At 61.9% G+C, this 25519-nt stretch carries 23 protein-coding genes; 15 read left to right on the forward strand and 8 right to left on the reverse strand.

Features of this window, described 5'->3' with window-relative positions; genetic code table 11:
- Positions 1-37: 37 nt before the first annotated feature.
- Complete coding sequence (locus QCE79_RS17630; protein WP_244831903.1) at positions 38-496, reverse strand: cupin domain-containing protein; 459 nt, start codon at positions 494-496, stop codon at positions 38-40.
- A gap of 101 nt (positions 497-597) precedes the next feature.
- On the opposite strand from QCE79_RS17630, the gene QCE79_RS17635 reads away from it, so the two are divergent.
- Positions 598-2922, forward strand: coding sequence for a transglycosylase domain-containing protein (locus QCE79_RS17635; protein WP_309846398.1), 2325 nt, complete (start codon positions 598-600; stop codon positions 2920-2922).
- Positions 2923-3076: 154 nt separating this feature from the next.
- Positions 3077-3730 (forward strand): hypothetical protein, encoded by a 654-nt coding sequence (locus QCE79_RS17640; protein ID WP_244831905.1) that lies wholly within the window; start codon positions 3077-3079, stop codon positions 3728-3730.
- 12 nt (positions 3731-3742) lie between these two features.
- Here the strand turns inward: QCE79_RS17640 and QCE79_RS17645 are convergent, their stop codons facing one another.
- The 4 genes from QCE79_RS17645 to QCE79_RS17660 all read right to left on the reverse strand — a co-directional run bounded on the left by QCE79_RS17645 (position 3743) and on the right by QCE79_RS17660 (position 7546).
- A complete protein-coding gene (locus tag QCE79_RS17645; RefSeq protein ID WP_244831906.1) occupies positions 3743-4144 on the reverse strand; it encodes a cupin domain-containing protein in 402 nt (133 codons plus the stop codon).
- A gap of 77 nt (positions 4145-4221) precedes the next feature.
- The gene (locus tag QCE79_RS17650) at positions 4222-5034 is read right to left on the reverse strand and encodes an AraC family transcriptional regulator (protein ID WP_309846404.1); all 813 of its coding nucleotides are present in this window, start codon (positions 5032-5034) and stop codon (positions 4222-4224) included.
- A gap of 88 nt (positions 5035-5122) precedes the next feature.
- Positions 5123-7234, reverse strand: coding sequence for a phosphocholine-specific phospholipase C (locus QCE79_RS17655; RefSeq protein WP_309846406.1), 2112 nt, complete (start codon positions 7232-7234; stop codon positions 5123-5125).
- A 27-nt stretch (positions 7235-7261) separates the two neighbouring features.
- On the reverse strand, positions 7262-7546 hold the full coding sequence (locus QCE79_RS17660; RefSeq protein ID WP_309846409.1) for a hypothetical protein: 285 nt from the start codon (positions 7544-7546) through the stop codon (positions 7262-7264).
- Between the two features lie 744 nt (positions 7547-8290).
- On the opposite strand from QCE79_RS17660, the gene QCE79_RS17665 reads away from it, so the two are divergent.
- Positions 8291-9382, forward strand: coding sequence for a lipopolysaccharide biosynthesis protein (locus QCE79_RS17665; RefSeq protein ID WP_309846411.1), 1092 nt, complete (start codon positions 8291-8293; stop codon positions 9380-9382).
- Positions 9383-9410: 28 nt separating this feature from the next.
- On the opposite strand, the gene QCE79_RS17670 is transcribed toward QCE79_RS17665, so the two are convergent.
- Positions 9411-9845, reverse strand: a complete 435-nt coding sequence (locus QCE79_RS17670; protein ID WP_250493819.1) for an NUDIX domain-containing protein — start codon at positions 9843-9845, stop codon at positions 9411-9413.
- Between the two features lie 293 nt (positions 9846-10138).
- Here QCE79_RS17670 and QCE79_RS17675 point away from each other — a divergent pair, with 293 nt between their 5' ends.
- On the forward strand, positions 10139-10588 hold the full coding sequence (locus QCE79_RS17675; RefSeq protein ID WP_250494053.1) for a response regulator: 450 nt from the start codon (positions 10139-10141) through the stop codon (positions 10586-10588).
- A gap of 3 nt (positions 10589-10591) precedes the next feature.
- Here QCE79_RS17675 and QCE79_RS17680 read toward each other — a convergent pair whose 3' ends face one another.
- Positions 10592-10840 carry a DUF3613 domain-containing protein gene (locus tag QCE79_RS17680; protein ID WP_309846415.1) on the reverse strand — a complete coding sequence of 83 codons (249 nt, stop codon included), beginning with the start codon at positions 10838-10840 and terminating at the stop codon, positions 10592-10594.
- A gap of 482 nt (positions 10841-11322) precedes the next feature.
- Between QCE79_RS17680 and QCE79_RS17685 the strand changes: the two genes are divergently transcribed.
- The 11 genes from QCE79_RS17685 to QCE79_RS17735 all read left to right on the forward strand — a co-directional run bounded on the left by QCE79_RS17685 (position 11323) and on the right by QCE79_RS17735 (position 23512).
- Positions 11323-11496, forward strand: a complete 174-nt coding sequence (locus QCE79_RS17685; protein WP_244831914.1) for a Flp family type IVb pilin — start codon at positions 11323-11325, stop codon at positions 11494-11496.
- Positions 11497-11751: 255 nt separating this feature from the next.
- Positions 11752-13233 carry a collagen-like triple helix repeat-containing protein gene (locus QCE79_RS17690; RefSeq protein ID WP_250467765.1) on the forward strand — a complete coding sequence of 494 codons (1482 nt, stop codon included), beginning with the start codon at positions 11752-11754 and terminating at the stop codon, positions 13231-13233.
- Positions 13234-13344: 111 nt separating this feature from the next.
- Entirely contained in the window at positions 13345-15060 is a 1716-nt protein-coding gene (locus tag QCE79_RS17695; protein ID WP_404989381.1) for a ShlB/FhaC/HecB family hemolysin secretion/activation protein, read from the forward strand.
- 109 nt (positions 15061-15169) lie between these two features.
- The gene (locus tag QCE79_RS17700; RefSeq protein WP_309846418.1) at positions 15170-15676 is read left to right on the forward strand and encodes a pilus assembly protein; all 507 of its coding nucleotides are present in this window, start codon (positions 15170-15172) and stop codon (positions 15674-15676) included.
- A gap of 29 nt (positions 15677-15705) precedes the next feature.
- A complete protein-coding gene (cpaB, locus tag QCE79_RS17705; RefSeq protein ID WP_250511404.1) occupies positions 15706-16668 on the forward strand; it encodes a Flp pilus assembly protein CpaB in 963 nt (320 codons plus the stop codon).
- 15 nt (positions 16669-16683) lie between these two features.
- A complete protein-coding gene (locus QCE79_RS17710) occupies positions 16684-18096 on the forward strand; it encodes a type II and III secretion system protein family protein (protein ID WP_309846422.1) in 1413 nt (470 codons plus the stop codon).
- Entirely contained in the window at positions 18093-19385 is a 1293-nt protein-coding gene (locus tag QCE79_RS17715) for a fimbrial protein (protein WP_309846425.1), read from the forward strand. Before QCE79_RS17710 ends, QCE79_RS17715 begins: the two co-directional genes overlap by 4 nt.
- Positions 19386-19388: 3 nt before the next feature.
- Positions 19389-20771, forward strand: a complete 1383-nt coding sequence (locus QCE79_RS17720; protein WP_309846428.1) for a CpaF family protein — start codon at positions 19389-19391, stop codon at positions 20769-20771.
- Positions 20764-21750 (forward strand): type II secretion system F family protein, encoded by a 987-nt coding sequence (locus tag QCE79_RS17725; RefSeq protein ID WP_250467770.1) that lies wholly within the window; start codon positions 20764-20766, stop codon positions 21748-21750. The genes QCE79_RS17720 and QCE79_RS17725 overlap by 8 nt, the downstream gene beginning before the upstream one ends.
- Positions 21751-21758: 8 nt before the next feature.
- Positions 21759-22733 (forward strand): type II secretion system F family protein, encoded by a 975-nt coding sequence (locus QCE79_RS17730; protein WP_244831923.1) that lies wholly within the window; start codon positions 21759-21761, stop codon positions 22731-22733.
- Positions 22734-22762: 29 nt separating this feature from the next.
- Positions 22763-23512, forward strand: coding sequence for a tetratricopeptide repeat protein (locus tag QCE79_RS17735; protein WP_250493826.1), 750 nt, complete (start codon positions 22763-22765; stop codon positions 23510-23512).
- Between the two features lie 4 nt (positions 23513-23516).
- Here QCE79_RS17735 and QCE79_RS17740 read toward each other — a convergent pair whose 3' ends face one another.
- Positions 23517-25352 carry a diguanylate cyclase domain-containing protein gene (locus QCE79_RS17740; RefSeq protein WP_309846433.1) on the reverse strand — a complete coding sequence of 612 codons (1836 nt, stop codon included), beginning with the start codon at positions 25350-25352 and terminating at the stop codon, positions 23517-23519.
- Positions 25353-25519: the final 167 nt, after the last annotated feature.

The following is a 25519-nucleotide window of genomic DNA, read 5'->3' on the forward strand; positions in this document are numbered from 1 at the left end:
ACGGTGATTCATTCTACGACCGTTTGAGCAGATACGACTACGCTTCGATCGGCGAGCCGTCCTTGCGCACGAACCGGCCATCGGCGTTGGCACTCATCATGTCGATGTCGGAACACGTGGTGAGATCGGGCCACGCGCGCGAGCCGACTTCGAGATACACCGCCATTTCCCGCGACCGGTTGATCATGTGATGCCCGTTGCCCGTGCCTTTAGCGAACGCGGCGCAATCGCCCGCACGCAACATGGTTTCGCCTTCGTCTTCGATCAGCACGAGTTCGCCCTGCAGCACATATACGAACTCGTCCTCGTGCGAATGCCAGTGACGCTGACTCGACCAGCTTCCCGGCGGCAAGTGCATCAGATTCACGCCGAAGTCCGTCAAGCCGCCAGCATCGCCAAGACGCCGACGGATGCGCGCGGCGCATGGTTGATCGTAAGGCGGTGGATAGCCGGAGCCTTGGTGCTCGGGCACATTGGCAAGATCGATTTTCGGCATGATGCGGCTCGTTCTGGAAAGTCGCGGAAAAAGCGCTTGTGCAAGGGTGTAGAAAGAATACGCTACGATGCACGTTTTCTTCGCAAGCCCGCCGTATCTTCGTGACCGCTTCTGAATTCAAAGCCCTGGCGCGCGCATTCCTCGTTCGCCTTGCCGTCAAGCTTCGCCCGCATGCGCGTGTGCGCACGCTGCTGCTATTGCCCGCGCTTTTCGTGCTCTATGTGCTGGTGCTGATTCCCTTTACGCCCGGCATTCGCGACCTGCGCCGCGCGAAGGTGGATCAACCCGCGCAAATCTATTCCGCCGATGGCAAGCTGCTCGCCGAATTCAAGCCAACGCATCGCGAATGGGTGAGCCTCAAAGACGTCTCGCCGCAAGTGATCGACGCGCTCATCGCAACTGAAGACAGGCGATTTCATGAGCATCATGGTATTGACTGGCGACGCACGGCATCGGCCGCGCTGCATACGTTCAAAGGCCAGAAACAGGGCGGTTCCACGCTTACGCAGCAGCTCGCGCGCAATCTTTATCCCGATGACATCGGCCGCTCGCAGACGCTCACGCGCAAAGTGAAGGAGGCCATCACCGCGTTCAAGATCGAAGCGGTCTATTCGAAGGAAGAGATTCTCGAAACGTATCTGAACACGGTGCCGTTCTTGTATAACGCGTATGGCATCGAGATGGCCGCACGCACTTACTTCGATAAATCCGCGAGCGAACTCGACGTGCTCGAAAGCGCGACGCTTATCGGCATGCTGAAGGGCAACAGCTACTACAACCCTGTGATCAACCCCGAACGCGCGCTCGACAGACGCAATATCGTGCTCGGGCAGATGGTGCGCTTCGGCCATCTCGCGCCTGCGAAGCTCGAAGCGTTGCAGAAGAAGCCGTTGCGCATCGACTTCGAACGTCAGACCGAGGAGCCGGGACGCGCGCCGCATTTCGCGCAACAGTTACGCAAGTGGCTGATCGCGTGGGCCGACGACAACGACTTCAACATCTATTCCGATGGTCTCGTCGTGCGCACGACGCTCGACTCGCGTTTGCAGACGATGGCCACGCAATCGCTTACGTGGCAAGGCAATCAGTTGCAGTCCATCGCCAATGCGGCTTGGGGCGGGCGCGGTGGCTGCGCGAATGCGAACGCGGACCTTGCACATGCGTTCATCCGCGAGACGAGCGAGTATCACGTGGCGCGCGATGGCGGAGCGAACGACGCCGACGTCATCAAGAGCCTTAGCGCGAATCGCACGTTCATGCAGGCGTTATGCGAGAACAAGACGCGCGTGCAGGCCGGCTTTTTAGCGCTAGATCCGCGCAACGGGCAGATCAAGGCGTGGGTCGGCAGCCGCGACTTCACGCAAGACCCGTTCGATCATGTGCAACAGGCGCGCCGTCAGCCGGGCTCGACATTCAAGCCGTTCGTGTACGGCGCGGCCTTCGCGCGCGGCTCGAAGCCCACGGATACGATCATCGATCAGGCGGTGGAGATTCCCATCAAGGGCGAGGAAACCTGGCGTCCCACCGACGATTCGCCGCCAAGCGGCCGGCCGGTGAGTCTGCGCGACGGCATCGCGTATTCGAAGAACCGCATCACCGCGCAACTGATGCAGCAGGTGGGCCCGGCGCGCGTGGCGCGACTCGCGCGCGACATGGGCGTGCGCGAAAGTCATCTCGACGTGGTGCCTTCGCTTGCGCTCGGCACGAGTCCGGTGACGCTCAAGGAGATGGTGGCGGCTTACGGCACCATTGCCAACGACGGCAACTACATGGAGCCGCTGCTCGTGACGCGCATCGAGAACAAGGATGGCGAGGTGCTCGCGCAATTCGAAAGCAAGCCGGAACGCGCGCTGTCGGTCGATGCCACGCGCAAGCTCGTCGACGTCATGCGCGATGTCATCAATCGCGGCACGGGCACGCTGATCCGCACGCGCTTCGGCATTCGCGGCGACGTCGCGGGAAAGACCGGCACGACGCAAGACAACGCGGACGGCTGGTTCATCCTGATGCAGCCGAAACTCGTGGCGGGCGCTTGGGTCGGCTTCAACGACAGCCGCGTGACCTTGCGTAGCGATTACTGGGGACAAGGCGCACATAGCGCATTGCCGATGATCGGCGACTTCACGCAACGGGCGATGCGTTCGCATCTGATCGATGCCCGTGCACGCTTCGATACGCAGGAAGTGCCGGGCATGTGGGACATCATGGCGACGCGTGTGAAGACGTGGTTTGCCGAGACGTTTTCGAAAGCGCCGAAACCCGCGCAGACGCCTCAGCACGCACCGCGCGCGCGTCGTTCACCCGTCACGCGTACCGCGCCCGCTGCTGAAGTCACGGAAGAAAAAGCGCAGCCGCCCGTCTTCGACACATTGCCGCCGATACTTCCCGCGCCTGCGGAACCGGCCTCGCCGACACGTCAGGAATAAGGTTAGCAAACGTTTTCTAAAGTTTCCTTGTACCGCTCCGTTAACTCGGATGTCTCCTGACATGACCGCGTGAATCATGGCGTCCGCCTCTCCGGCGCAATTCTTGCCATATCGCACAGACGCGCTCGGGTCTTATCCTCAAGGAATTCTTGCAATGATGAAAACGTTGGTCGCGCTTGCGGCGGGTATCGCCGCGCTTTCCGCCCCTCTCGCGCACGCACGCGAAATCTATGGACAAGTCGGCACCGAAGGCGTGGGTATCGGCTATTCGGAACCGCTTGGCACGCGTGATAACGTGCGCGCCGAATTCAACGGCATCGCCTTCTCGCACAACTTCAATGCGGGCGGGCTGCATTACGACGGCACCGCGCACATCTATCACGGCGGTCTTTATCTCGACTTCTTTCCCGCACCGAACACGGTGGCCTTCCGCCTGACCGCTGGCGCGCTGATCGGCGGCGACAACGTGGACGCCGTCGCGACGAGCCCGACCGACACCTACACGTATCACGGCACGACCTACAACGTGGCCGGCGAGCAGATTCACGCGAAGGCGCGATTCCCGACCGTGCGCCCGTATGTCGGCATCGGCTTCGGTCACACGCCGGTGGCGCAGAAAGGCTTCTCCGCGTTCTTCGATGCAGGCGTGGCTTTTGGCCGTCCGCATGTCGATTACGACGTGCCCGCCGAAGTCGTCGCGATCACCGGTCAGGCTTTCGTCGATCAGGAAAAGCAGGACTTGCAGGACAAGGCCGACAAGTTGCGCTTTTATCCGATCGTCAAGGTCGGCGTGACGTATCGCTTCTAAGCGGCTTTCGCTTCAGATCCACAAGTCGTTCGGCACCGTGCGCTCGTTTCGCGAGTCGCCGGTGTTGACGACGCCGCGCGGCTCGATCAGCATGATCTTCACTTCGCGCGCGGCATGGGGTTTATGCTCGACGCCTTTCGGCACGATTCCCATCTCCCCTGCTCTGAGCACCATCTCGCCATCGCGAAAGTCGATGCGCAATTCGCCTTCCAGCACGATGAACGTCTCATCGGTATCGGCGTGCGCGTGCCACAGGAACTCGCCTTCCAGACGCGCGACCTTGAACTGATAGTCGTTCATCTCAGCGATCACGCGTTGCTGCCAGAAGCCGTCGATCAAACGCGCTTTTTTTAATGGATCGATGGCGGCGCGCTGGCCACGTGTAGCTTCGGCTGTCGCTGCGTGTGTTTGCATGATGCGGCTCCCTGACGATGAATTCGTTCAAGGCTACCGCTGTCACACCTAAAGGGTCTTGAACGATCGTGCAAGCTCTAACGCGTACTAACACAGGCCCGCCAACGCGCGGGCGGCATGCCGAAGGTGCGTGTGAATTGCCGCGTCATATGGCTTTGATCGGCGAAACCGGCGCTCGCGGCGACATCCGCCAACGATGCGCCCGTGAGCACGAGACGGCGCGCGACATCGAGACGGCGCATTGTCAGATAGCGGTAAGGGCTCGTGCCGAAAAAGAGCCTGAAATCGCGCGACAAGCTGTAGCGGTCGCGTCCCGTCGCGCGTTCGAGTTCCTCCATCGTGACGATACGATCGCAATTGGCGTGCAGAAAGTCCTTCGCCAGCACGGCGCTTGCGTAGTCGCCCGTGTCGCGCGAGGTGGTCACGCTCGCTGCTTGTGCCAGCGCGAATGCGAGTTCGGCGAGCGCATCGTTTTGTGCGAGCGGTTCGCGCAGCGTCTGTGCGAGCAGCGCTTCGGTGGCGGCGCTGACGCGCGCATCCATCGTCGTTCCACCGGAGATGAACGGCAACGCGCGACCGCCGAGCGCGGCCTGGATCATCGCGGGTTCCACATAGAGCATGCGATACCGAAAGCCATCGCCGGTGCCGGCGTGGCCGTCATGTGCTTCGTCGGGATGAAGCACCATCGTCTGGCCGGGCAAGCTGTGACGCAATTCGCGCCGGTAATTGAAGCTCTGCACGCCCGTCATGGTGCGGCCGATGGCATAGGTGTCGTGCCGATGCCAGCCGTATGCCTTGCCGCCGAAAAAGGCTTCGATCCGTTCGATGCCCGCCGATGATTCGGCATGGCGGACCCAGTCGGAATTCTGTGGAGCGGTGCGTCGGTTCATGGTTGCGGTATCGCGGAGACGATACGCAATGATATGCCCGAACGTGAAAAACGCCGCGCGAGACTGTTCGCGCGGCGCGTCGGCGCGATCAGCCGCCCAGTGCCGGATCGCTCAGGCTGTCCTTGCCCGTTTCGACGTGGCCCGCAAAACGGCGCAGAAAGGCGCTGTCCGTGTCCACCTTGACCTCGATGTCGTACCAGCCGTGCGCGCTGCGCAAGTCGAGATACAGCTGCGCGGTGTCGCCGCCTCGCACACGCTTGGTGATGGTCTTCGCGGCATCGTAGGCATTCACGATACTGAAGGTGCACGCGCCCGAGCCCTTGTTTTCCAGCCTCAATTGCAGGTTGCCGTTAGCGACGTCGTAGCCTTCCGCGACTTCCGGCGCGGCGTCATCGTGCGACCACCAGCCGCCATGTTGCGCCTTCGCCTTGCCCGCGACACGGCGCAAGAAACCGTTCGGCCCATGCACGACGAAGTCGAAGCTGCCATCCGCGTTTGCATCGATACGATCCGACAGGCGCTTGTGCGCTTCGACCGTGTAAGTGTGCGGAACAGCAGTACTGGCATTGCGATACAGCAAAAAGACCGCGCCTGCATCGCCCGTGTTGATGAAGTCGAACGACACCGCGCCCTTCGATGCATCCGGCTTCGAGCGCACGAACAATTCGTAAGGCAATGCACGCGACGGACGCACGCCGGGCTCTTGCACGGGCAGTCTCTGATCGACGGGCGGCAGCGGCACGTAATCCGGATGACGCGCCTTGTCGGGCGGAACGTAAGAGGTCGTGGCAGGCAGCGTCGGCAGCTTGCTGTTGGGATTACGGAAGTCGAACGCGGAGGTCAGATCGCCGCAAATCGCGCGACGCCACGGCGAGATATTCGGCTCGGCCAGTCCATGCGCGCGGCCGAAGCGCTTCTGAATGAAGCGGATCACGGACGTGTGGTCGAACGTCTCCGAACACACCCAGCCGCCTCTGGACCACGGCGAGACGACGAGCATCGGCACGCGTGCGCCGAGGCCATACGGGCCGCTCGCATACTTCGCGCTGCCGGGGAAAATCTCGAGACTCGTATCGACAGTGGAAAGACCGTTCGCGTTCGATGAAGGCGGGAACGGCGGCACGATATGGTCGAAGAAACCATCGTTCTCGTCGTAGTTGATGAGCAGCGCCGTCTTGCTCCACACCTCCGGATTCGACGTCAGCACTTGTAGCACTTGATCGATGTACCACGCACCATAGTTCGCGGGCCAGTTTGGATGCTCGGAGAAGGCTTCGGGCGCGACGATCCACGAGACTTGCGGCAGCGAGCCGCTCTGCACGTCGTTTTTCAGAATGGAGAAATAGTCGTCGCCCGCGGCGGCATTCGTGCCGCGCCGCGCCTTTTCATAGAGCGGATTGCCGGGCTGCGCGTTCTGATATTGCGTGAAGTAGAGAAGCGAGTTGTCGCCGTAGTTGCCGATATAGGCGTCGTCGGTCCAGCCCCACGAACCTTTCGAATCCAGTCCCGTGCCCTGATCCTGATAGACCTTCCACGAGATGCCCGCACGTTCCAGCACTTCGGGAAACGTGGACCAGCCGTAGCCCGCTTCTGCGTTATCGACCACCGGGCCGCCCCCCGTGCCGTCGTTGCCCACATAACCGGTCCACATGTAATAGCGATTCGGATCGGTGGATGTATTCGTCGAGCAGTGATACGCGTCGCAGATCGTGAAGGCGTCGGCGAGTTGATAGTGGAACGGGATGTCGTCGCGACGCAGATGCGCCATCGTCGTCGTGCCTTTGTATGGCACCCACTGATCGTAAAGACCGTTATGGAACGCGCCCTGTCCGCTTACCCAGTCATGCGGCAAGTCCTGCAGAAACTGCAAGCCGAGATTCGATGCGCCCGGATGAAACGGCAGTACTTCGCCCGCACCCGCCGCGATAGGCTGGTGATAAACCGGCTTGCCATTCGGCAGTGTGACGGCGGCTTTATCGCCGAATCCGCGCACGCCGCGCAAGGTTCCGAAGTAATGATCGAACGAGCGGTTCTCCTGCATCAACACGACGATATGCTCGATATCCTCGATCGAGCCATGTCGCTGATTCGCTGGAATGGCAAGCGCCTGGCGAATGCCGAGCGGCATTACGTTGAGCGCTGCCGCTGCGCCTGCGGCCTCCATCGCCGTGCGCAGAAATTCACGTCGGTTCTTCGTCATTTGAGTAGTGGGGAAGTAGAAGGGATGCTAGTCGACCGTATGGATCACCGGGGTTGCGAGCGCTTCCGATGAAGCCCGCGCAATACCTCTTTGCTCGGCTTGCACCGGAGCACCGGACGTGGCTTGTTTCGCCCAGTCCTCAAGGTTGCTCGTTGCGTTTGTCGTGGGCGCTTCGCTGCTGGCTGCTGAGACGGATGCCGGCGGCTTGATGTCGGTCGAGTTCGAATCGCCGCAGGCACTCAGGCCAACGATTGCGCAGGCGCAAATAGCGAAGCGCGCCACGCTGAAGTAGCGACGTGATGAAGTCGACATGATCTGGCTCCCGCAAAGCGCGTGAAGGTCTCACAGCGCCGGGAAGCTTATCGGTCGCTTATGTAAGCAATATGACGATTCTTTCCCGCATCATTCAGTTTCTCAAATGTAACCATGTCGATACATCTCGGCCATTTGGTAAATTGATTAGTTTTCCGATTTATTAATTACCGGATTTAACAGTTTCCAACTGATGATATGACCAAGCAAAAATGGCTGGTCGGTGACGGAATAATGCGTAAAAAATGTGACATCGGTTTACATCGAGTTCTGGAGGCAGTACTCTTTCGACCGCTGCAGGAGTTTCGGCAAGCCTTGCCGAAGCAGCGGAAAAATCGGTAAATCTTCAACAGCAACATTGCTGTTTGCAGTGCGGTACACGGGCGGGCTGCCATGACTGGCGGACTTCGCGCGTATCTCCTCGACCGTCTTGCACGACCTTCGACGAGCCTTTGAAGACATGCGCTTCACAGGCTGTCATCCGTCGGGCAGCGGCAGGCATGAGCCGCATCAGCACATACGTATTGCCGCCGCGGTTGCCCGCCAACGTTTATCCGTCTGGCGCAGGTCAGCCCCTTTTCAACTGCAGAAACGAATCGTTCGTTCTGCTAACGACCGTTCGCATCCCGTAGTAATGGGACATGTGGTTGGCGGTCGTCGAGGCATCCATACTGCCGCATGCAGCATCGGCAAGCGCCTTTTCGCGCATGGACGTCCATACTTTCATTAGTACGCCGAACTCTTATGAAGAAACTTACATCGCTTCCGGTTTTTCCTTACTTCGCCACGCCTAAGGCCACGGTAATCGCTGCAGCCGTCGCGACGAACCTGTTGCTCGCGGCATGCGGCGGCAGCAGCGACAGCGCGGTGGATGCCGCCACGGGCAAGAGCGCGTCCGAGCTCAAAGCCACGTCGAAAGCCGCGAACAATGGCTCTATTTTCTACGGCATGAACGGCCACAACAACGGCGGCGGCGCCTACGACGCATCCAGCCCGCAGCAACAGTTGTCGCAATTGCAGGATTTGGGCGCGAAGATTTATCGCAACGAGGTGTACAACCAGGCATCCGCGACGAAGCTCGCCGGCATTGCAAAGACGATGGCCGACGGCGGCGTGACGGTGTATCCCGTGATGATGATGGGAATCGACTTCAACAGCGAAGACGACGCCTACAACGCCGCGTTCACGCTCGGCCAGCAAACGGCCAACGCGTATCACTACCCGTACTACGAGATCTCCAACGAACTCGAAGCCAATACGCTGAATGGCAACGTCGACGGCGTTTTCTGGCAGCAGTACAACAACCACCAGTATCAAGTTGCACGCGGTGTCATTCGCGGCCTGATTGCGGGCGTGCGCTCGGTGGATAGCGGCGGACAGATCGTGCTTGGCGGAACGTGGCTGCACTACTCGTTCTACCAGATGCTCGCGGACGGCTCGCAGCCTGACGGCACATGGGGCCATCCAACGGTTAGCTGGGACATCACCGCATGGCACTGGTATTCGAATGAAGGCGACATCACGAACGCATGCGGCGGCACGGGCTGTCACGATGTGCTCGCCGTGCTTCACAACATGGGCAAACCGATCTGGATCAACGAGTTTGGCGTGCGTCCGAACTATGGCTCGGATCAGCAGATCGCGTCGTATCTGACGGGCAACGACATGATGGCGCAGTTCGTGAGCGTGGCGTCGAAGTACAACATCCAGTCGATCCAGGCGTACGAGCTATACGACGACAGCGAAGGCAACTACGGCATGCTGCAAGCGGACGGCAAGACGCAGAAGGACGCGTACTGGGCCTACCGGAGCTTCGTGCAGAGCAACCCGAGGTGATGCAGAGAGCGGGCGGACCGCGCCGGCTTCAGAAGTCGGCCGGTCTGCCCGCGCCGAAACCCTTGTTCGCCCACGGCGGTGCACGACCCACGCTGCCGTTGATACCGGCGGCGCGTGCAAGGATCGCCTTGGTGCCGGGCGTAACCGGCATGGTGTGCAGCAGGGGGATGTTGACCCAGCGCACCTCGTCGACGCCCTGCCCCGGATTCGTGAACAGCCGAGCATCCGCTGGAATGGCGACGCGAAAAACGTGGTGCAGATGCTGCGCGGATACGTGCTGCCACATAAAGGCCGCCGCGCTCGCCTCGGCGCCGGTTCCCTCGTGCAGTTCGCGAATCGCCGCGGCCATCACCAACTCGTTATGCCTTACTTCACCGCCCGGCAGATACCACGGGCCACCGCGTTGCCTGACGAGCAACACCGCGTCATGGCGGACCACCAGCACAGTTGCGCGAACCCTCATTGTCCCCGTCTCCCAGTCGTGATTTGCATGCTTGCTTTGGCCGCGCTCGTCTGAGAATGATTCCAGATTCGGCGGGCATCGTTTCTTTTAACGCAGAACGTGCATGCGATGCAATCCGTGACGCCGCTATGGCCGTCATATTGACCGAAAGTAACTTGATATGAGGCGTATTTGCCGGGTCTTGCCGCTTGTTATGCAAACACGGCGGACGGAACGTTGCACAACAGTTTGAAGCACACGCCACTTGCGCCATAATGCGCGCACCCTCACGAGCCGCCACCGCAGAGACCATGATGTTCAAGCCGATCCTGCTCGTCGAGGACAACCCGAATGATCTCGAACTCACGCTGCTTGCGCTTGCAAAGACCCATCTCGCCAACGACATCGTGGTGGCGCGTGACGGCCAGGAAGGCCTCGACTATCTTCTTGGCGATGGCGAGTGGCGCGAACGCGTGCCGGGCAATCCCGCCGTCATCCTGCTCGATCTGAAGCTGCCGAAAATCGACGGACTCGAATTGCTGCAGCTGATCCGCGCGAACGCGTCGCTGAAAACCATTCCCGTCGTCATGCTGACTTCGTCGCGCGAAGAACGCGATCTCATCCGCAGCTATGAACTCGGCGTGAACGCCTACGTCGTGAAGCCGGTCGAGCTTGCCGAGTTCTTCCGCGCGATCAGCGATCTGGGGATGTTCTGGGCCGTGCTCAACGAGACGCCGCCCGGTTCTCCCCGCCGTGAACCATAAGGCTCAACCTCCGCCGTTCGACGCGCTGCTGTCTTTCACCGTCGATCCGAACCGATCTGGAATCTCTTTTTCGAAGGTTTTGAGGTAGCGCGCACGGGCGGCGCTCGCCTCCACACCGAGCATCGGTTCATATGGTGCCGACGCGCTTCCCTGCGCCTGCATGGCAAACCACGCGCTGGCGGCATCGCCTATTCTCGCTTCTTGCTCTTCCGAAAAGACAGCGCCTGCGTTCGTTACCAGCGCAGCGCCCATCAAGCTGAATATAAGCCGTTTCATTTTTGAATATCCGCGTTAAACAGAAAATTCGGACGCACGTGCCAAATCAACGCGCGCCGATATATGTTTTATCGGCTGATTCAAGCCAAAAGACAGGATTTACAACAAGACAAGTCTTTGAAAACGGCTAATCGGTAAAAACGAAGTAAGCGTTAACCATGCGGTCCAAAAATTTCCACAAAAAACCTAATGTCCTCAAGTTGACGGCCGTAATCAAAAATATGAAGTCAGGTTGCGGTTCCGCCAGCAGCATGCCGAACTCGATAACCGTTACTTCTAGTCGTCCGACATAGCGGGCGAGAGTAATACCAGAGCCTTAGAGAGGCCTGGGCATTAGACGAAGCGTCTGCGCACACACAAACTTCGGATCCGTCAACTGAGAGAGGCGGCTACCGATGCAGACGAAGACTCCCGTGCACCGGGCAGAAGACAGCAAAACGTAGAACCCGAGGATCATCATGACGCACTTCTTCAAGCGCTATCTCAAGGATACGCGCGGCATTACCGCCATCGAATACGGCTTGATCGCCGGCGTACTTGCGCTTGGCATCATGACCGCTGTCGGCGGCCTTGCCGGTCAACTCGAGACCACTTTCAACAGCATCACGGCCAAGCTAGCGACCGTCCATTAAGTCCGGACGTCGTACTCCCGCCATTTCCGTCGGGAAGCGCCTTGCCGTCGATGAACCGCGATCACAAGTCGCGGTGGTCCGTGCACGCCTGTAGCCATTCCGCAGGCCGGCGCGCGTTTATTTACGCGCAATCGAATCTCCGATTTCATCCGCGCGCAAATGACGTGCTTTTAAAAAGCGGCATTCAAACCGGTATTTGCTCGATGCAATTACCTCGGATAGCCGTCGAATCAAAAATATATATCTGAGAGAAAAATGAAGACATCCAGTCTCAAAGGCGAAACCATTCGCATGACCGGGGCAGCCGCGGCCGTGGCCCTGCTTCTGGCGTTGAGCGCCTGCGGGGGCTCGGGCTCGGTCAACAAATCGACGGGCGGAGCAGCCAGCCATCCGGCTGCCACCGCTTCGACCGACGGCACGCAGCAGGAGCATCCCACGACGGGCGCACGCGATACCAGCACCGCGTCGAACACCGACGCAAACGCCACGACAATCGAAGCCAGCGCAGGCGGTACTGTCGGCGCGACGGTCAAGACCGGTACGGGCGGCGGTAACGGCGGTGGCGGTAACGGTAATGGCGGTGGTGGTAACGGCGGCGGAGGCGGTGGCGGCGGCAATGGTGGCAACGGCGGCACGCCCACCGTCACGCCGCAGCCGGTCGCGCAAGTGGTCGACAAGGCTAGCAACATCGTGACCGCCGCAGGCGAAACCGTCACCGGTCTCGGCACGGCTGTTGGCGGTGCAAAAGTGCCCGGCCTCTCCGACGGCACCACCAAGAACCTCGGCGGCGTCGTGCAAAACGTGGGCGCGGCGGTCTCGACGCTCGGCGACGGCGTGGGCAATGGCATCGGCTCGCTCGGCTCCAACCCGAACGCAGTCGGCACGACCGTGACAAGCGTCGGCGGCGTGGTGCAAAAACTCGGCGATGCCGTCACGAGCGGCGGAAGCGCCGTCACGGGCCTCGGCAGCGGCCCGCTTGCTCCGCTCGCCGCCATCACGACGCCCGTTGGCGCGCTCACGAGCGGTGTCGGCGGCGTGGTCTCGCAAACCGGCGGCAATCTGACGGCCGCGTTGTCCAGCGCACCTGTCCAGCAACTGACGACGCAAGCGACGACCGCCATCGCTCCGATCACCTCGATGATCGGCACCGCGACGCAGACCGTCGGCACGGCAACCGGTGTCGGCGCACCTGCCGCTGGTCTTTTGACTGCGCTCGGTTCGAACCTCGCCGCGGGCGGCCAGAAGCTGACCGCGAGCTCGAATCCGGTCACGTCCGGCACGGGCACGCTGGTTTCGGCTGTCGGCACGACGGTCGCGACCACGGGCACGCTCGTCGGCGGCAAACCGGCAACGACGCTCGGCACTTCGCTTGGCAACACCGTCACCGGCGTGACGACTGCAACCGGCACCACACCGGTCGCGGGCGTCGTGAGCGGTGTCGTATCCACCGTGGCGGGCACCGTCAACACCGTGACGTCATCGCCTGCGACGACCTCGCTGCTGGCTCCGGTCACGACCGTGGTCAGCACGGTGCTCGCGCCGGTCGCAAGCGGCGTAAGAACCGCGCCCGCGACGACGACCGCGCCCGCAGCCGCCGCCACGACCACGACGGCAACTGTCACTGCTGGCGTGGGCGCAACGGCGAGCACGGGTTCGACCAACGGCGGCGTCGTGGGCGGCCTGCTGACGGGCGTCACCACGACGCTCGGCGGCGCGCTCGGCGGCCTGCGTCGCTAAGTCGAAGCAACGAAGCACGAAGCAAGACACGCAGCCTCGCGAAGCTGCAAATCACCGCAACTTCGCGAGGCGTGCGTCGCGCGATCAACAGTCAGACGACATACGAAGAGAATCGGAACTGAAATGGGTACCTGGAAAACGACCGCACTCGTGGCCGCACTCGCAATGACGCAGATTGCGCACGCCCAGACACCGGCCGCCGCGCCGCGCTCGAGCGTCGGCAGCAACCCGCTCGACGCTTTACCGCAAGTGAACGCTCCGGCGCGACCGCCCTCGGTCGAAGTCGAAGTCAAGGCGCCGCAACAACAGCTTCAGGAGCTGCTCGCGCGGCACATCACGCCATCGTCGATTCAGATCGAAGGCGTGAAGTCGATTCCCTTCGATGAAGTCGCCAAACGTTTCACGTCGTTCGTGGGCACCGACATCACCATCGGGCAACTGGTGGAAACCGCGAACGGCGTGACCGCGCTCTACAAGGAACGCGGCTACGCACTCTCGTTCGCGTTCGTGCCAGCGCAGACCTTCGAGAAAGGCGTCGTGCGCGTGACGATCGTCGAGGGCTACGTATCGGACATCAAGATCAAGGGCGAGCCCGGCAATCTCGAGAAGCGCATTCGTGCGATCGCAGAGCGCATTGCCGCCGACCGTCCCTTGCGTCAAGCCACCTTCGAGCGCTATATCAACGTGCTCGGCATGATTCCCGGCGCGAAGATCGATGCCACCGTCGCGCCGCCGCAGAACACCAACGGCGCCACGACGATGGAGCTCAACGTCACGCGCAAGCGCTTCAACGTGAGCACGGGTATCGACGTGAATCATCCGGGGCTGCAGGGCATTTTCAGTGCGACGGAGAACGGGCTGCTGGGACTCGGCGAATCGATCACGGCATCCGCGCTCGCACCGAAGGGCCGCAACGATTCGACTTACTACGGCATCAATGCGATGGCGCCCGTCGGTTCCGACGGCTTCGCAATGAAAGTCGATGCCTCGCATTACTACGGCCATCCAGTCGATAACCCCGGCCTGCCTTCGTATATCGAGCGCACCGTGGTGAACGACAAGCTCGCGCTGTCGGCGATCTATCCGTTCATTTTGAGCAACTCGAAGAGTCTGCTCGGCACGGCGACCGTGTATGCCACGCATGACGAAGACCGCTTGAAGAACATGATTGTCGCGGGCAATCCGCAACTTACGCAACGTTCGCAAATTCGCGTCGCGCAGTTGTCGCTCGACTACACCGGCATTCAGACAGGCGTCACGCGTCGTGTGAATGTTCAGATAGCGAAGGCATTCGATGTGCTCGGCGCATCGAAGACGGCGGAAAGCAACATCGTCGGCCTGCAACTGCAGAACCCGGTTTCGCTGACCTTCCTGCGCACGGGCGCCACCTACACGCAGACCAACGACTGGCCGTTCAAGATCGGCACGGTGGTCGCCATGACGGGGCAGTTCTCGCCGGATACCTTGCCGACCTCCGAACAGATTTCGTTCGGTGCACAGCGCTTCGCGCTGGGCTATCAACCGGGCGAAGTGTCGGGCGATTCGGGCTGGGGCGCGTCCTTCGAAGTGAACCGGCCGCTGCCACTCGAATGGGCGTATTTGAAATCGCTCACGCCGTATGCATCCGTCGACATGGCGCGCATCTTCCTGCATGGCGGTACGCCGACGCCGCGTCGCTTGTCTTCGGTGGGCATCGGCTTCCGCATTTCGGATGCGAAGCACTACAACATCGACCTCTCGGTGGCGCGTGCCATAGGCGATGCGCCCATCGAAAGTTCATCGCGTAGTCCGCGTGTCAACGCGACATTCTCGTACCAGTTGAATTGAGCGATAAGGCCTGTTTCTACGGCGTTTATCGCGCTCAAGGACAGGTACTCAGTACCGTTAAGTAGTTATTAGCAGTCGAACATAACAGAGCATTGGCGAGCAGAGAACCATGAACGACACCACGATCCGAAACACGCACGACGAATCGACCGCAAGTCGCTTCGTGCCGCGTTTCGCGCGTGATGAAGAAGGCGCCACGGCCCTCGAATTCGCGATCGTGTTTCCGCTCTTCTTTCTCATCTTCTACGCGATCGTCACCTATAGCCTCATCTTCGTCGCGCAGCAGTCGCTCACGCTCTCGGCGGAAGAAGGTGCGCGCGCCGCGTTGCGTTATCAGCGTGGCGCGACCAACGCGGCGCAAGCGCTCGATCTACGCACAGCTGCAACCTGCACCACGGCTAACGGCCTGAAAAACTGGCTTGGCTCTGCATCGACGTGTACGGCAAGCCGCGCGCCGTGTACCTACGACACGACGATGCAATGCGTCGCCGTCGCGCTGTCTTACGACTACGCATCGAATCCGCTCGTACCGACGCTGCCGCTTTTATCGCTAGCGTTGCCGGCGAAACTCACGGCGAACGCGAGCGTGCAACTCAATCCCGACAGCGTGCTTTGAACGCTGACTTTTTTTGAAGAACCGATGTCATGGCCAACGTTTCCCGCATCATTGCAATCGCGCTGTTCGCGCTGGCTGCACTGCTCGGCCTCTATGCCGTCACGTTGACGCGCGCCGCGCCCGCGTCACGCGCGCCACTCGTCATGCCGGCCGGTTCGCCTGCGGTGACGGTGATCGTCGCGGCGCACGATCTCTTGCCCGGCAAGGCGCTCACCGCCGACGATCTCACCATGCAGACGCAAGCCGTTCTGCCCACGGACGCATTTAGTTCGGCATCCATATTGCTTGGCCGTGTGCCGGTTGTACGCGTTCCGGCTGGCAGCGCGTTGACCGATGGTGTGCTCGCGGGCGGACTCACGGCGGCTATCGAACCGGGCGAGCGCGCAATCGCGATTCGCGTCGACGAATCGAACGCGGTGAACAATCTCGTGAAGCCGGGCGATGCCGTCGATGTCTTCGTCGTGCTCAAGCGCGATTCCGTGACGGACGGAGAAATCCCCGCGAGCCACGCACGCTTGCTGCTTTCGAAAGTGCGCGTGCTCGGCTTTGGCGACAGCGTCATCGCGGGCGATGCGGCCACTAATGCCGCTAACGCCACCAACGCAACGAACCATGCAACGGCCGCGCGTACCGCCGTGCTCGGCGTGCGCGTCGACGACATCGACACGCTCACGCTTGCAGAAAACAGCGGCCGTCTCTTGCTCGCGCTGCGTAATCCCGCCGATACGGCCAGCACGGATTCGCAGGCACGCAATGCATCCGCTCAGTCGCCGATAGCGCGCGCCGCGGCGGGCGTCTCGCTCGCGACACTTTCGGGCGGCACATCGCGCCCTGCGCCACCAGCTTCCGCGATGCTCGCCGCCGCGCCGATGCTCCCGCCGCTTCCCGCCGCGCTCGCAACCGGCGGTGCAGTTGCGTCGCGCAAGGTCGCGTCGGCGAGCGGCATCGAAGTCATTCGCGGCTCGCATAGCGAAACCGTGTCGAACCCCTGATTGGCCATCGAGATCATGTATCAACTTCCTCTTTCCCGCGCCGTGCGTCGTATCGCATTCGCCTGCGCACTCTCGATGCTTGCGGCAATGCCCGCAGAAGCGCGTCATTCGCACGCGTCCTCGAAGAAGCCGAACGCACAGAAGCCGCAGACGACGCCAAACCAGTCGCCCGCGCAAGCCGAAGCCATCAAACTGACCAGCGGCGCACAAAAGCCGCTCATGCTGGGACGCGCGTTGCAACGCGTCGCCGTGGGCGATCCAGCCGTCGCGGACGTGCTCGTACTGAAGGGCAACGACGGCGTGATGCTGGTCGGCAAAGCGCCCGGCAACACCGACGTCATGCTGTGGGAACAAGGCCGCAAGACGCCGCTCACCTGGCATGTGCAAGTCGAGTCTCAAGCAAGCGCGGCACTCGTCGATGGCGCGACGCCCACCGTCAACGTGCTCGGCAACACGGCGCTCGTGCAAGGCTCGGCCGCGACGATGGAAACGCATGAACGCGCGGTCGCGGCGGCGAAGGCGTCGGTGGGCAAGGACGGCGCGGTCGTCGATACCTCCATCGTTGCCACCAAGAGCGTCGTTCAGGTCGATGTCAAAGTGGTCGAGTTCAGCAAGTCGGTGTTGAAGGAAGCGGGCTTCAACCTGTTCTCGCAGAACAACGCCGGCTTCGCGTTCGGTACGTTCGCGCCGAGTTCACTCGGCAGCGCGTCGCGCAATGCGGGCGGCACGCTCGATGTCACGTCCGCCTCGCCCATCGGCGCCGCGTTCAACCTGCTGCTCAATTCGAGTTCGCGTGGTCTGTTCGCCAATCTGAGCCTTCTGGAAAGCAATAATCTCGCGCGCGTGCTCGCGCAACCGACGCTCGTCGCGCTCTCCGGACAAAGCGCCAACTTCCTCGCAGGCGGTGAAATTCCCGTGCCGGTGCCGCAGTCGCTCGGCACCACGACCATCACATACAAGCCGTATGGCGTGGGTCTCACGTTGACACCGACCGTGCTCGGACCGCATCGCATTGCGCTCAAGGTCGCGCCCGAAGCAAGCCAGCTCGACTTCGCACACGCCATCACGCTGGATGGCGTCTCGGTGCCGGCGCTCACCACGCGCCGCGCCGAAACCACCGTCGAACTCGGCGATGGCGAGAGCTTCGTGATCGGCGGACTCGTGGATCGCGAGACCGCATCGAACGTGAGCAAGGTGCCGCTGCTCGGCGATCTGCCGATCATCGGCACGTTTTTCAAGACTTTGCAGTACTCGCAGACGGATCGCGAACTCGTGATTCTCGTCACGCCGCATCTCGTCACGCCTATCGCGAAGGGCGCAGCCGTGCCGCCGTTGCCGGGCGCGTCCGAGCAACGCGACGGCAACGTGTGGCGCAGCTTCGCGGCAGGCGCGGCATCCGATGACGAAGCACCGGGGTTCTCCAAATGACCGCAGCCACGCAAAGCTTCGCGCCTGAAGCCGTATCGGCGGATGAGCGCGCACGCCCTCGACTTCTGTGTGCAAGCGCGCAACCCGGACGCATCGCGCGTCTCGCCGCCGCGCTCGCCACGGTAGGCGAAGTCATGCTCGCCTCGACCGTTGCCGCGCAACTCGTGCAAGAGATTGCATCGGCCGCGCCCGCGCTCGTGTTCATCGACTTCGATACGCCCGTGGAAGCCACGATGCTCGTCGCCGAGGTTCATCGCGCGTTTCCATTGCTGCCCGTGATCGCGCTCGGTTCGGAAGCCGTCGGTGAAATCGCGCTTGCCGCAATGCGCGCGGGCGCACGCGATCTGCTCGACATCGAACCCCGCCACGCGACGCCCGAAGCCATGCAGATCGCCGCCTTGCGCGCGCTCGACATGGTGAGCCGCATCATGGCGCAAGCATCGGCAATGAGCGCGCCTGCAAGGCGCGGCAAGCTCACGGTACTGCTCGGCGCACGCACGGGCGCGGGCGTCAGCACGCTTGCGGCGAACCTTTCGGTGCTGCTGCAAAAACGCCTTGGCAAACGCAACCAGGGCGCGGCGCTGCTCGACCTCGGCCTGCCCGCCGCCGACAGCACGCTGCTGCTCGACACGCGCAGCGAACTGCATTTTCACGACGCGGTGCACAACCTGCGCCGCTTCGATGAAACCTTCGTGCATACCGCATTCGCGCGTCACGCGAGCGGCCTTGCGTTGATGACGCTGCCCGCCGATCTCGCCGAGATGCGCACCGTCTCTTACGCGGCCGCCGTCAAAACGCTCGAACGCTTGCGCGCGTTCTTCGATCATCAGGTCGTCGATCTCGGTGGCTTTTCGAATCTCGAATTCGTGAGCCATCTGATCGAAGCCGCCGACACGCTCTGGCTCGTCTGCGATGCCAACATCGCGTCGGCGGTATCGGCGGCGAGTCTTTGCACGGCGCTCGAAAGCGCGCGCGATGCCGAAAGCACGAGTCATCGCAAGCCGGAACTCATCGTCAACAAGCACGATCCGGCCTGCAATCTCCGACCCGAGGCGCTCGCCGCGCGTCTTGGGCTGCCGCTCGTGGCGACGTTGCCCGCGCGTGCGCAAGCACTCGTGCGCGCGGTGAATCAAGGTCAATTGCTCGGCGATACCGCGCCCGCCGATCCCTACGTCCGCGCCGTCGATGCCCTTGCCGCGCAACTCGCGGGAGAGCCCGTGCGCGCGTCGAACGATGTCGCGCCGGCAAGCCTCGCGCGTTTATCGGCCAGACTTTTCAAGCGAGCCTAAGCGATGATCTCTTCCTTCGATCAGGATGTTGCCTTCGCGAGCGAAGCAGGCCCCGAAACCGTGGCCTTCGCTCACTCGCAACAGTTCCAGGATGTGGCGAGCGCCGCGCACGAGCATCTGCTTACGCGCATCGAGGAATTGGGCGCCGAGTTCGGCCGCTGGTCGCGTCAGACGATTCAACAGTTCGTCGATACGGAAATGGACAGCTTCGTGCGGCAACGGCGCATACCGCTCAACGAAAGCGAAGTGCGCCTGGTCGCCGCCGCGTTGACTAAAGAGCTCGCAGGTTTCGGCCCGATAGAAGACTTGCTCGCCGATGCCGCCGTGGAAGACATCCTCATCAACGGCTATAGCGACGTGTACGTTTCGCGTCACGGCATGCTCGAAAAAGTGCCCGTGCGTTTCGCGGACAATGCGCATTTGCTGCGTATCGTGCGGCGCATTCTCGCGCCTATCGGCAGACGGCTCGACGAGTCGAACCCGATGGTCGACGCGCGTCTGCCCGATGGCGGCCGCCTGAACGTGATCATCGAACCGTTGTCGATAGACGGACCAGTAATCTCCATCCGCAAGTTTCGCCGCGACCCTTTGCGTCCCGACGATCTGCTAGCCAACGGCACGTTCGATGAAAACATCTCGGCGGTGCTGAAGGCTGCCGTCGAAGCGCGCTGCAATATTTTGGTCTCGGGCGGCACGAGTTCGGGCAAGACATCGCTGCTCAACGCGCTCGCGTTCTTCATTCCGAAGCACGAACGCGTCGTGACTATCGAGGACACGGCCGAGTTGTCGCTCAATCATCCGCATGTGGTGCGGCTCGAAAGCCGTCCGGGCGGCTTCGATGGCGCGGGCGTCGTCGCTATCCGCGATCTCTTGCGCAATACGTTGCGGATGCGGCCGGACCGCATCATCGTGGGCGAAGTGCGCGGCGGCGAAGTGCTCGAAATGCTTCAGGCGATGAACACCGGCCACGATGGCTCGATGGGAACCGTGCACGCGAGTTCGCCGCGCGAGTGTCTTTATCGACTGGAGATGCTTGCGGGTTTTGCCGGCTTTCAGGGCACCGAAGCCAGCTTGCGCCGGCAGATCGCCAATGCCATCGACTTAATCGTGCAAATCGGGCGGCTCTCGAACGGCAAGCGGCGCATTCTCTCGGTGACGGAAGTGACCGGCCTGTCAGACGACATCATCGCGACGCAAGAGCTTTATCACTATGAAGCGGTCACGTCGGCGGATGGCGTCGATACGGACAACTGGGCCTCGCTCGGACTGCAACCGCATTCACCGAAGCTCGCGAAGTTCCGTCAGTCGCTTGCCGCCTTGACGCGCGCCGAAGACTTCCCGCCGCAAGAAGGCCGCTTCAATTTCAGCGGAGGCTTCGGTGTCTAGCGGAATCGCACTCGTCTGCATGATCGCCGTGCTGTGCGCCGCAAGCGGCATGCTGCTGTGGATGCGCGGCTTGCAAAAACGCGACGCACGCCTCGCGCAGCATTTCTTCACGCGTCAGATGCAAACGGCAGGTACGCAGACACCGTTGCCGCCGCTTTCCGCGCGCGTGGCGCAAGCGCAGCATCGGCAAGCGGGTGAAGCCGTCGCGCCGCGCAGCGACGTTCATCGCGCGATAGAGCGCGTCATGGGCGAACTCGGCGCGCTCTTTCACCGCGCAAGCGTGCGCAAGCCGCGCGCGGCGCTCACCATGTGGGCGGCGTTCACTGGCGTGGCGGCGCTCGTATGCTGGACGCGTATCGGCATGGTGATGGCGCTCGTTGCCATCGCGATGTCGGCGGTCGGCTTCTACGCGATCCTCACGTGGCGCGCGCAGAAACGCAATCAGCGCATCGTGCGCCAGTTGCCTTCGTTTCTCGAAGGCATCGTGCGGCTCGTGACCATCGGCAATAGCGTTCCGGCGGCCTTTCAGGGCGCGGCCGCATCCGCCGACGATCCATTGCGCGAGTGCCTCGAACAGGTCATGCCGCGTCTGAAGGGCGGCGCGGATATCGATCAGGCGTTGACGGCCGTCGCGCGCATGTATCGCGTGGAGCAGTTCGAACTGATCGGCTCGGTGTTGCGCATCTCGGTCAAATTCGGTGGCCGCTCGGACGTAATGCTCGAACGCATGGCCGCGTTCATGCGCGATCTCGAACAGGCGGATCGTGAACTCGTCGCGCTATCCACCGAGACGCGGCTTTCGTCGTGGGTACTCGGCTCGCTGCCGGTCGGACTCGGCGCCGCGATCATCCTGCTGAACCCCGCCTATTTCGATGCAATGTGGACGGACGTGCTCGGCAAGAAGCTCGTCTACGGCGCGTTCGCTCTGCAGACGCTCGGCGCGTTCCTGCTGTATCGCCTCGCGCGTCTGCGCGATTGAAACAACACATGGACAACAGCATCGTGCCCGCTCAATTCGTTATCGCGCTTGCCGCCGTCGCCGCCGCACTCGGTTGCGTGCTTATCGGCGTGAACGCGTTCTCGCGGACCTTACGCTCGCGCCGCGCGTCCGGCGTGCTCGAACGCGCGCTCGACCGTCAGAGTGCGCCCGTGCAAAAAGACGACGCAAATCGGCGACCATTTCCGCGCTTTTTCTCGCTCACGGGAATGGCTCATGTCGTCGGCTCGAAGTGGCTCGAATCGCGGCTCGGACGGATGATCGTCGCCGACGAAGACCGCCGCCTGCTCGACCGCTGCGGCCATACCGATGCAAGCTCCCGCGCCCGTTTTCTCGCCGCGCGGCTCGTTGCATCGATCGTGCTACCGGCCTTCGTCGTGTTCGCATCGCACGGCAATGTGCACGGCTCGCGCTTCATGCTGACGTGCTTCGCCGCGCTCCTCGTAGGCTTCATGGCGCCGAAGTGGTATGTGAAGCGCAAGGCAACGAAGCGGCAACGGTCGATCATCGGTGAATTGCCAATGTTCGTCGACCTGTTGCGCATTCTTCAGGGCGTGGGACTTTCGCTCGATCAGAGCATCTCGGTCATCGTCAGCGACTTCGCCAAGGTGATGCCGATTCTCACGCAGGAACTCGCGCTCGCGCAACGGCAATACGCAACGGGCCGCACGCGTGAGCAGGCCATGAAACGCCTTGCCACGAGCTACGAAAGCGACGATCTCGCCGCCGTGCTGCGCCTCATGATTCAAATCGAACAGCATGGCGGCGCGGTGCAGGAACCGCTGCGGCAATTCGGCGACCGGCTGCGCGAAATGCGCCGCACGGGCCTGCGCGAACGCATCGGCAAATTGACCGTGAAGATGACGGGCGTGATGGTGCTGACGCTCTTGCCCGCGCTTCTCATCATGACGGCGGGGCCGGGCTTCATCGCCGTATTCCATTCGCTGGCCGGCTTGCACAGGTAACGCGGCCAACCTTTTCAACGAGATCAGACATGAACTTCACGACCCACGCGCGCATCGGCGCCATTCTTCTCTGTGCCTTGCTTGGCGCATGCGCCTCGAAGCAGGATCGCGGCTATGGTCTCGGCGCGCAGGCCGAGCACGAAGCAACGCTCGAACGCACGAACCGTGAGAGCGCGTTGCCCGACACGCCTGGTATGTATCTGGCGTTGATCGACAAGATGCAGAGCGAAGGGATGTTCTATGCATCGCTCGCGCATATCGACGCTTACGAGAAGCGCTTCAACCGCTCCGCCGATTCCACCTTGCGCCGCGCCGATGCATTGCGGCAGACGGGACAAGCGGCCGCGAGCCGCGCCGCGTACGAAGCGCTTTTGTCGACGCCGCTCGCCGCGCGTGGCTATCGTGGACTGGGCTTGCTGTCGGGTCAGTCAGGCGATTTCGACGCGGCCGCCGCGCAATTCGCGCACGCCTCCGATCTCGCCCCGACCGATGCGCCGATTCTTTCCGATCTCGGTTATGCACTGCTGCGTGCAGGCGATGTGGAGGGCGCGCGCGTGCCGCTGATGAAGGCGTCCGAACTCGCGCCGAACAGCACGAAGACCATGAGCAATGTGGCGTTGTATCTGCTCGCGAGCGGTCAGGCCGCGAATGCGCAGAGCCTGATGACGCAGCAGAAGTTTTCGCCGAACGCGCAGCAGGCTATTGCCGACGATGCAAAACGCGTCGCGGATGCGGCGCGCTCGCATCGCCCGGCAAGCATGGCCAGCGCAGCGCTGTGAGGAACTACGCCGCGGCGCTGACGGCCGCCATGCGCGGCGTCGCGAGTTCGGCTTCGGCCGATATGGGCGCGAAGCGAAAGCCGTTGCGGCCCTTGCGCTTCGCTTCGTACATGGCGCGGTCGGCTTCCGCGAGCATCGTTTCCGTGGATGTCGCATAACCTGCCGCGCACATCGCGATACCCACGCTCGTGCCGAGCTGCGCCTCGCGCTGACCCAGATCGAACGTCTTGCCGATAGCGCGGCAGATATCCTGCGCGATACGGCTGCAAGCACTCGCCGATGCAATGTCGCGCGCCAGCAAAACAAACTCGTCGCCCGCGAGGCGGCAGACCAGATCGGTCGCGCGCGTCGCTTTCTTCAGGCGGTGCGCGACTTGTCTCAGCAAGGCATCGCCCGCGTCGTGACCGTACCGGTCGTTGATGGCTTTAAAACCGTCGAGGTCCATGAAGAAGAGCGCAAACGGAATTTCCTCATCGCGCGCGGAGTGCACCGCCAGCGACAGCTGCTCTTGTAACGCGCGGCGGTTCGGCAGGCCGGTCAATGCATCGAGCATGATTTCCGAATGCATTTGATTCTCGCGCTGCTTGCGCTCCGTGATGTCCTGCGACATCACATAGAAGCCGACCACCTTGCCGCGCTCCATGTCGGGAATATAAGTCGCGCTCCACACACGTCCGGATTCCACGTTGTAGACGATATCCTCATGCGTCACGCGCTCGCCTGCCAGCACGCGCTGGAACAGCGGATAACTGCGCTCGAAAACTTCATCGCCCACGGTCTCGCGAACAGACTTGCCGCGCAGCGCCATGGGATCGAAGCCGAATACATCGCGATACACCTCGTTGTTGAAGCGGTAGCAGAGATTCGCATCGACGTGAGCGATCAGAATCGGCAGGTTGTCCGTGATCGTCTGCAACGCCATGCGGCTGCTCGTCAGTTCGCAGGTGCGTTCGAGTACGCGGCGTTCGAGTTCCTGCTGATAGTCGCGCAAAAGCTGCTCACTATGTTTGCGGCTCGTGATGTCCTGCATGACACTCACGAAGTGGCTCGGCGTGCCGTCGTGATCACGCAATAGCGCGACGCTCAGGTGAATCCACACGGTGCCGCCATCTCGTTTGCGATAGCGTTTTTCAAGCGAATACGTTTGACGCGCACCACTCAGCAGTTCCGCGACGAGTTGCAAGTCGGCGGCAAGATCCGCTTCTTCCGTGATCTCCTGGAAGGTCATGTGCACGAGTTCGCTCGCGCTGTAGCCGGTGATCTCGCACAGCTTCGGATTCACTTCGATGAAGCGTCCGTCGAGATCGACGATAGCCTTGCCCGTCGGCGTCTGCTGGAAGATCGTATGGAAGCGCGTTTCCGAAAGCCTCAAACGGCGGCGGTCGTTCTCCTGGACTTCGCGCGTATCGCGGGCCGCTTCGCGTTGCACGAGTTCGCGCTCGACTGTCGCCGCCAGATCGCACAGCGCGGCACGCAGATTGGCGGACAACGTGCGCGGCTTCGTATCGATGGCGCAGAGTGTGCCGAGCACGAGACCTTCGGCCGAACGCAGCGGCACGCCCGCATAAAAGCGCACGAAGGGCTCGCCCGTGACGAGCGGATTGCTCGCGAAGCGTTCATCCGCGAGGGCATCATCGACGACGAGAAGCGCCTCGGAATGCACCGCATGCGAACAGAACGATACGTCGCGCGCGGTTTCGCACACGTCGAGCCCTACTCGCGACTTGAACCACTGCCGGTGTTCATCGACGAGCGACACCAGCACGATAGGCACCTGCAACAGCTCCGCGACGACGCGCGTAATGCGGTCGAATACTTCTTCTGGCGGCGTATCGAGCACGTCGATACTCCGCAATAATCGCAGCCTCTTTTTTTCGTTCGCGGGCAGCGGCGCTACATGCCATGTATTCACGATCGGTCGAATGCTCGTTACGGTTGCGATGAACCGTTGCGCTGTCTGGCGACGCAACGGGGGTTTCTTGCATCGCACTCTAACGTTCTCGAATG

The sequence above is a fragment of the Caballeronia sp. LZ003 genome, from assembly GCF_031451465.1.
Taxonomy (GTDB): domain Bacteria; phylum Pseudomonadota; class Gammaproteobacteria; order Burkholderiales; family Burkholderiaceae; genus Caballeronia.

Coding starts and splice junctions, on each gene's coding strand:
- QCE79_RS17630 (WP_244831903.1), bottom strand. CDS start 496: ATGCCGAAAATCGATCTTGCCAATGTGCCCGAGCACCAAGGCTCCGGC.
- QCE79_RS17640 (WP_244831905.1), top strand. CDS start 3,077: ATGATGAAAACGTTGGTCGCGCTTGCGGCGGGTATCGCCGCGCTTTCC.
- QCE79_RS17645 (WP_244831906.1), bottom strand. CDS start 4,144: ATGCAAACACACGCAGCGACAGCCGAAGCTACACGTGGCCAGCGCGCC.
- QCE79_RS17650 (WP_309846404.1), bottom strand. CDS start 5,034: ATGAACCGACGCACCGCTCCACAGAATTCCGACTGGGTCCGCCATGCC.
- QCE79_RS17655 (WP_309846406.1), bottom strand. CDS start 7,234: ATGACGAAGAACCGACGTGAATTTCTGCGCACGGCGATGGAGGCCGCA.
- QCE79_RS17660 (WP_309846409.1), bottom strand. CDS start 7,546: ATGTCGACTTCATCACGTCGCTACTTCAGCGTGGCGCGCTTCGCTATT.
- QCE79_RS17665 (WP_309846411.1), top strand. CDS start 8,291: ATGAAGAAACTTACATCGCTTCCGGTTTTTCCTTACTTCGCCACGCCT.
- QCE79_RS17670 (WP_250493819.1), bottom strand. CDS start 9,845: ATGAGGGTTCGCGCAACTGTGCTGGTGGTCCGCCATGACGCGGTGTTG.
- QCE79_RS17675 (WP_250494053.1), top strand. CDS start 10,139: ATGTTCAAGCCGATCCTGCTCGTCGAGGACAACCCGAATGATCTCGAA.
- QCE79_RS17680 (WP_309846415.1), bottom strand. CDS start 10,840: ATGGGCGCTGCGCTGGTAACGAACGCAGGCGCTGTCTTTTCGGAAGAG.
- QCE79_RS17685 (WP_244831914.1), top strand. CDS start 11,323: ATGACGCACTTCTTCAAGCGCTATCTCAAGGATACGCGCGGCATTACC.
- QCE79_RS17690 (WP_250467765.1), top strand. CDS start 11,752: ATGAAGACATCCAGTCTCAAAGGCGAAACCATTCGCATGACCGGGGCA.
- QCE79_RS17700 (WP_309846418.1), top strand. CDS start 15,170: ATGAACGACACCACGATCCGAAACACGCACGACGAATCGACCGCAAGT.
- cpaB (WP_250511404.1), top strand. CDS start 15,706: ATGGCCAACGTTTCCCGCATCATTGCAATCGCGCTGTTCGCGCTGGCT.
- QCE79_RS17710 (WP_309846422.1), top strand. CDS start 16,684: ATGTATCAACTTCCTCTTTCCCGCGCCGTGCGTCGTATCGCATTCGCC.
- QCE79_RS17715 (WP_309846425.1), top strand. CDS start 18,093: ATGACCGCAGCCACGCAAAGCTTCGCGCCTGAAGCCGTATCGGCGGAT.
- QCE79_RS17720 (WP_309846428.1), top strand. CDS start 19,389: ATGATCTCTTCCTTCGATCAGGATGTTGCCTTCGCGAGCGAAGCAGGC.
- QCE79_RS17730 (WP_244831923.1), top strand. CDS start 21,759: ATGGACAACAGCATCGTGCCCGCTCAATTCGTTATCGCGCTTGCCGCC.
- QCE79_RS17735 (WP_250493826.1), top strand. CDS start 22,763: ATGAACTTCACGACCCACGCGCGCATCGGCGCCATTCTTCTCTGTGCC.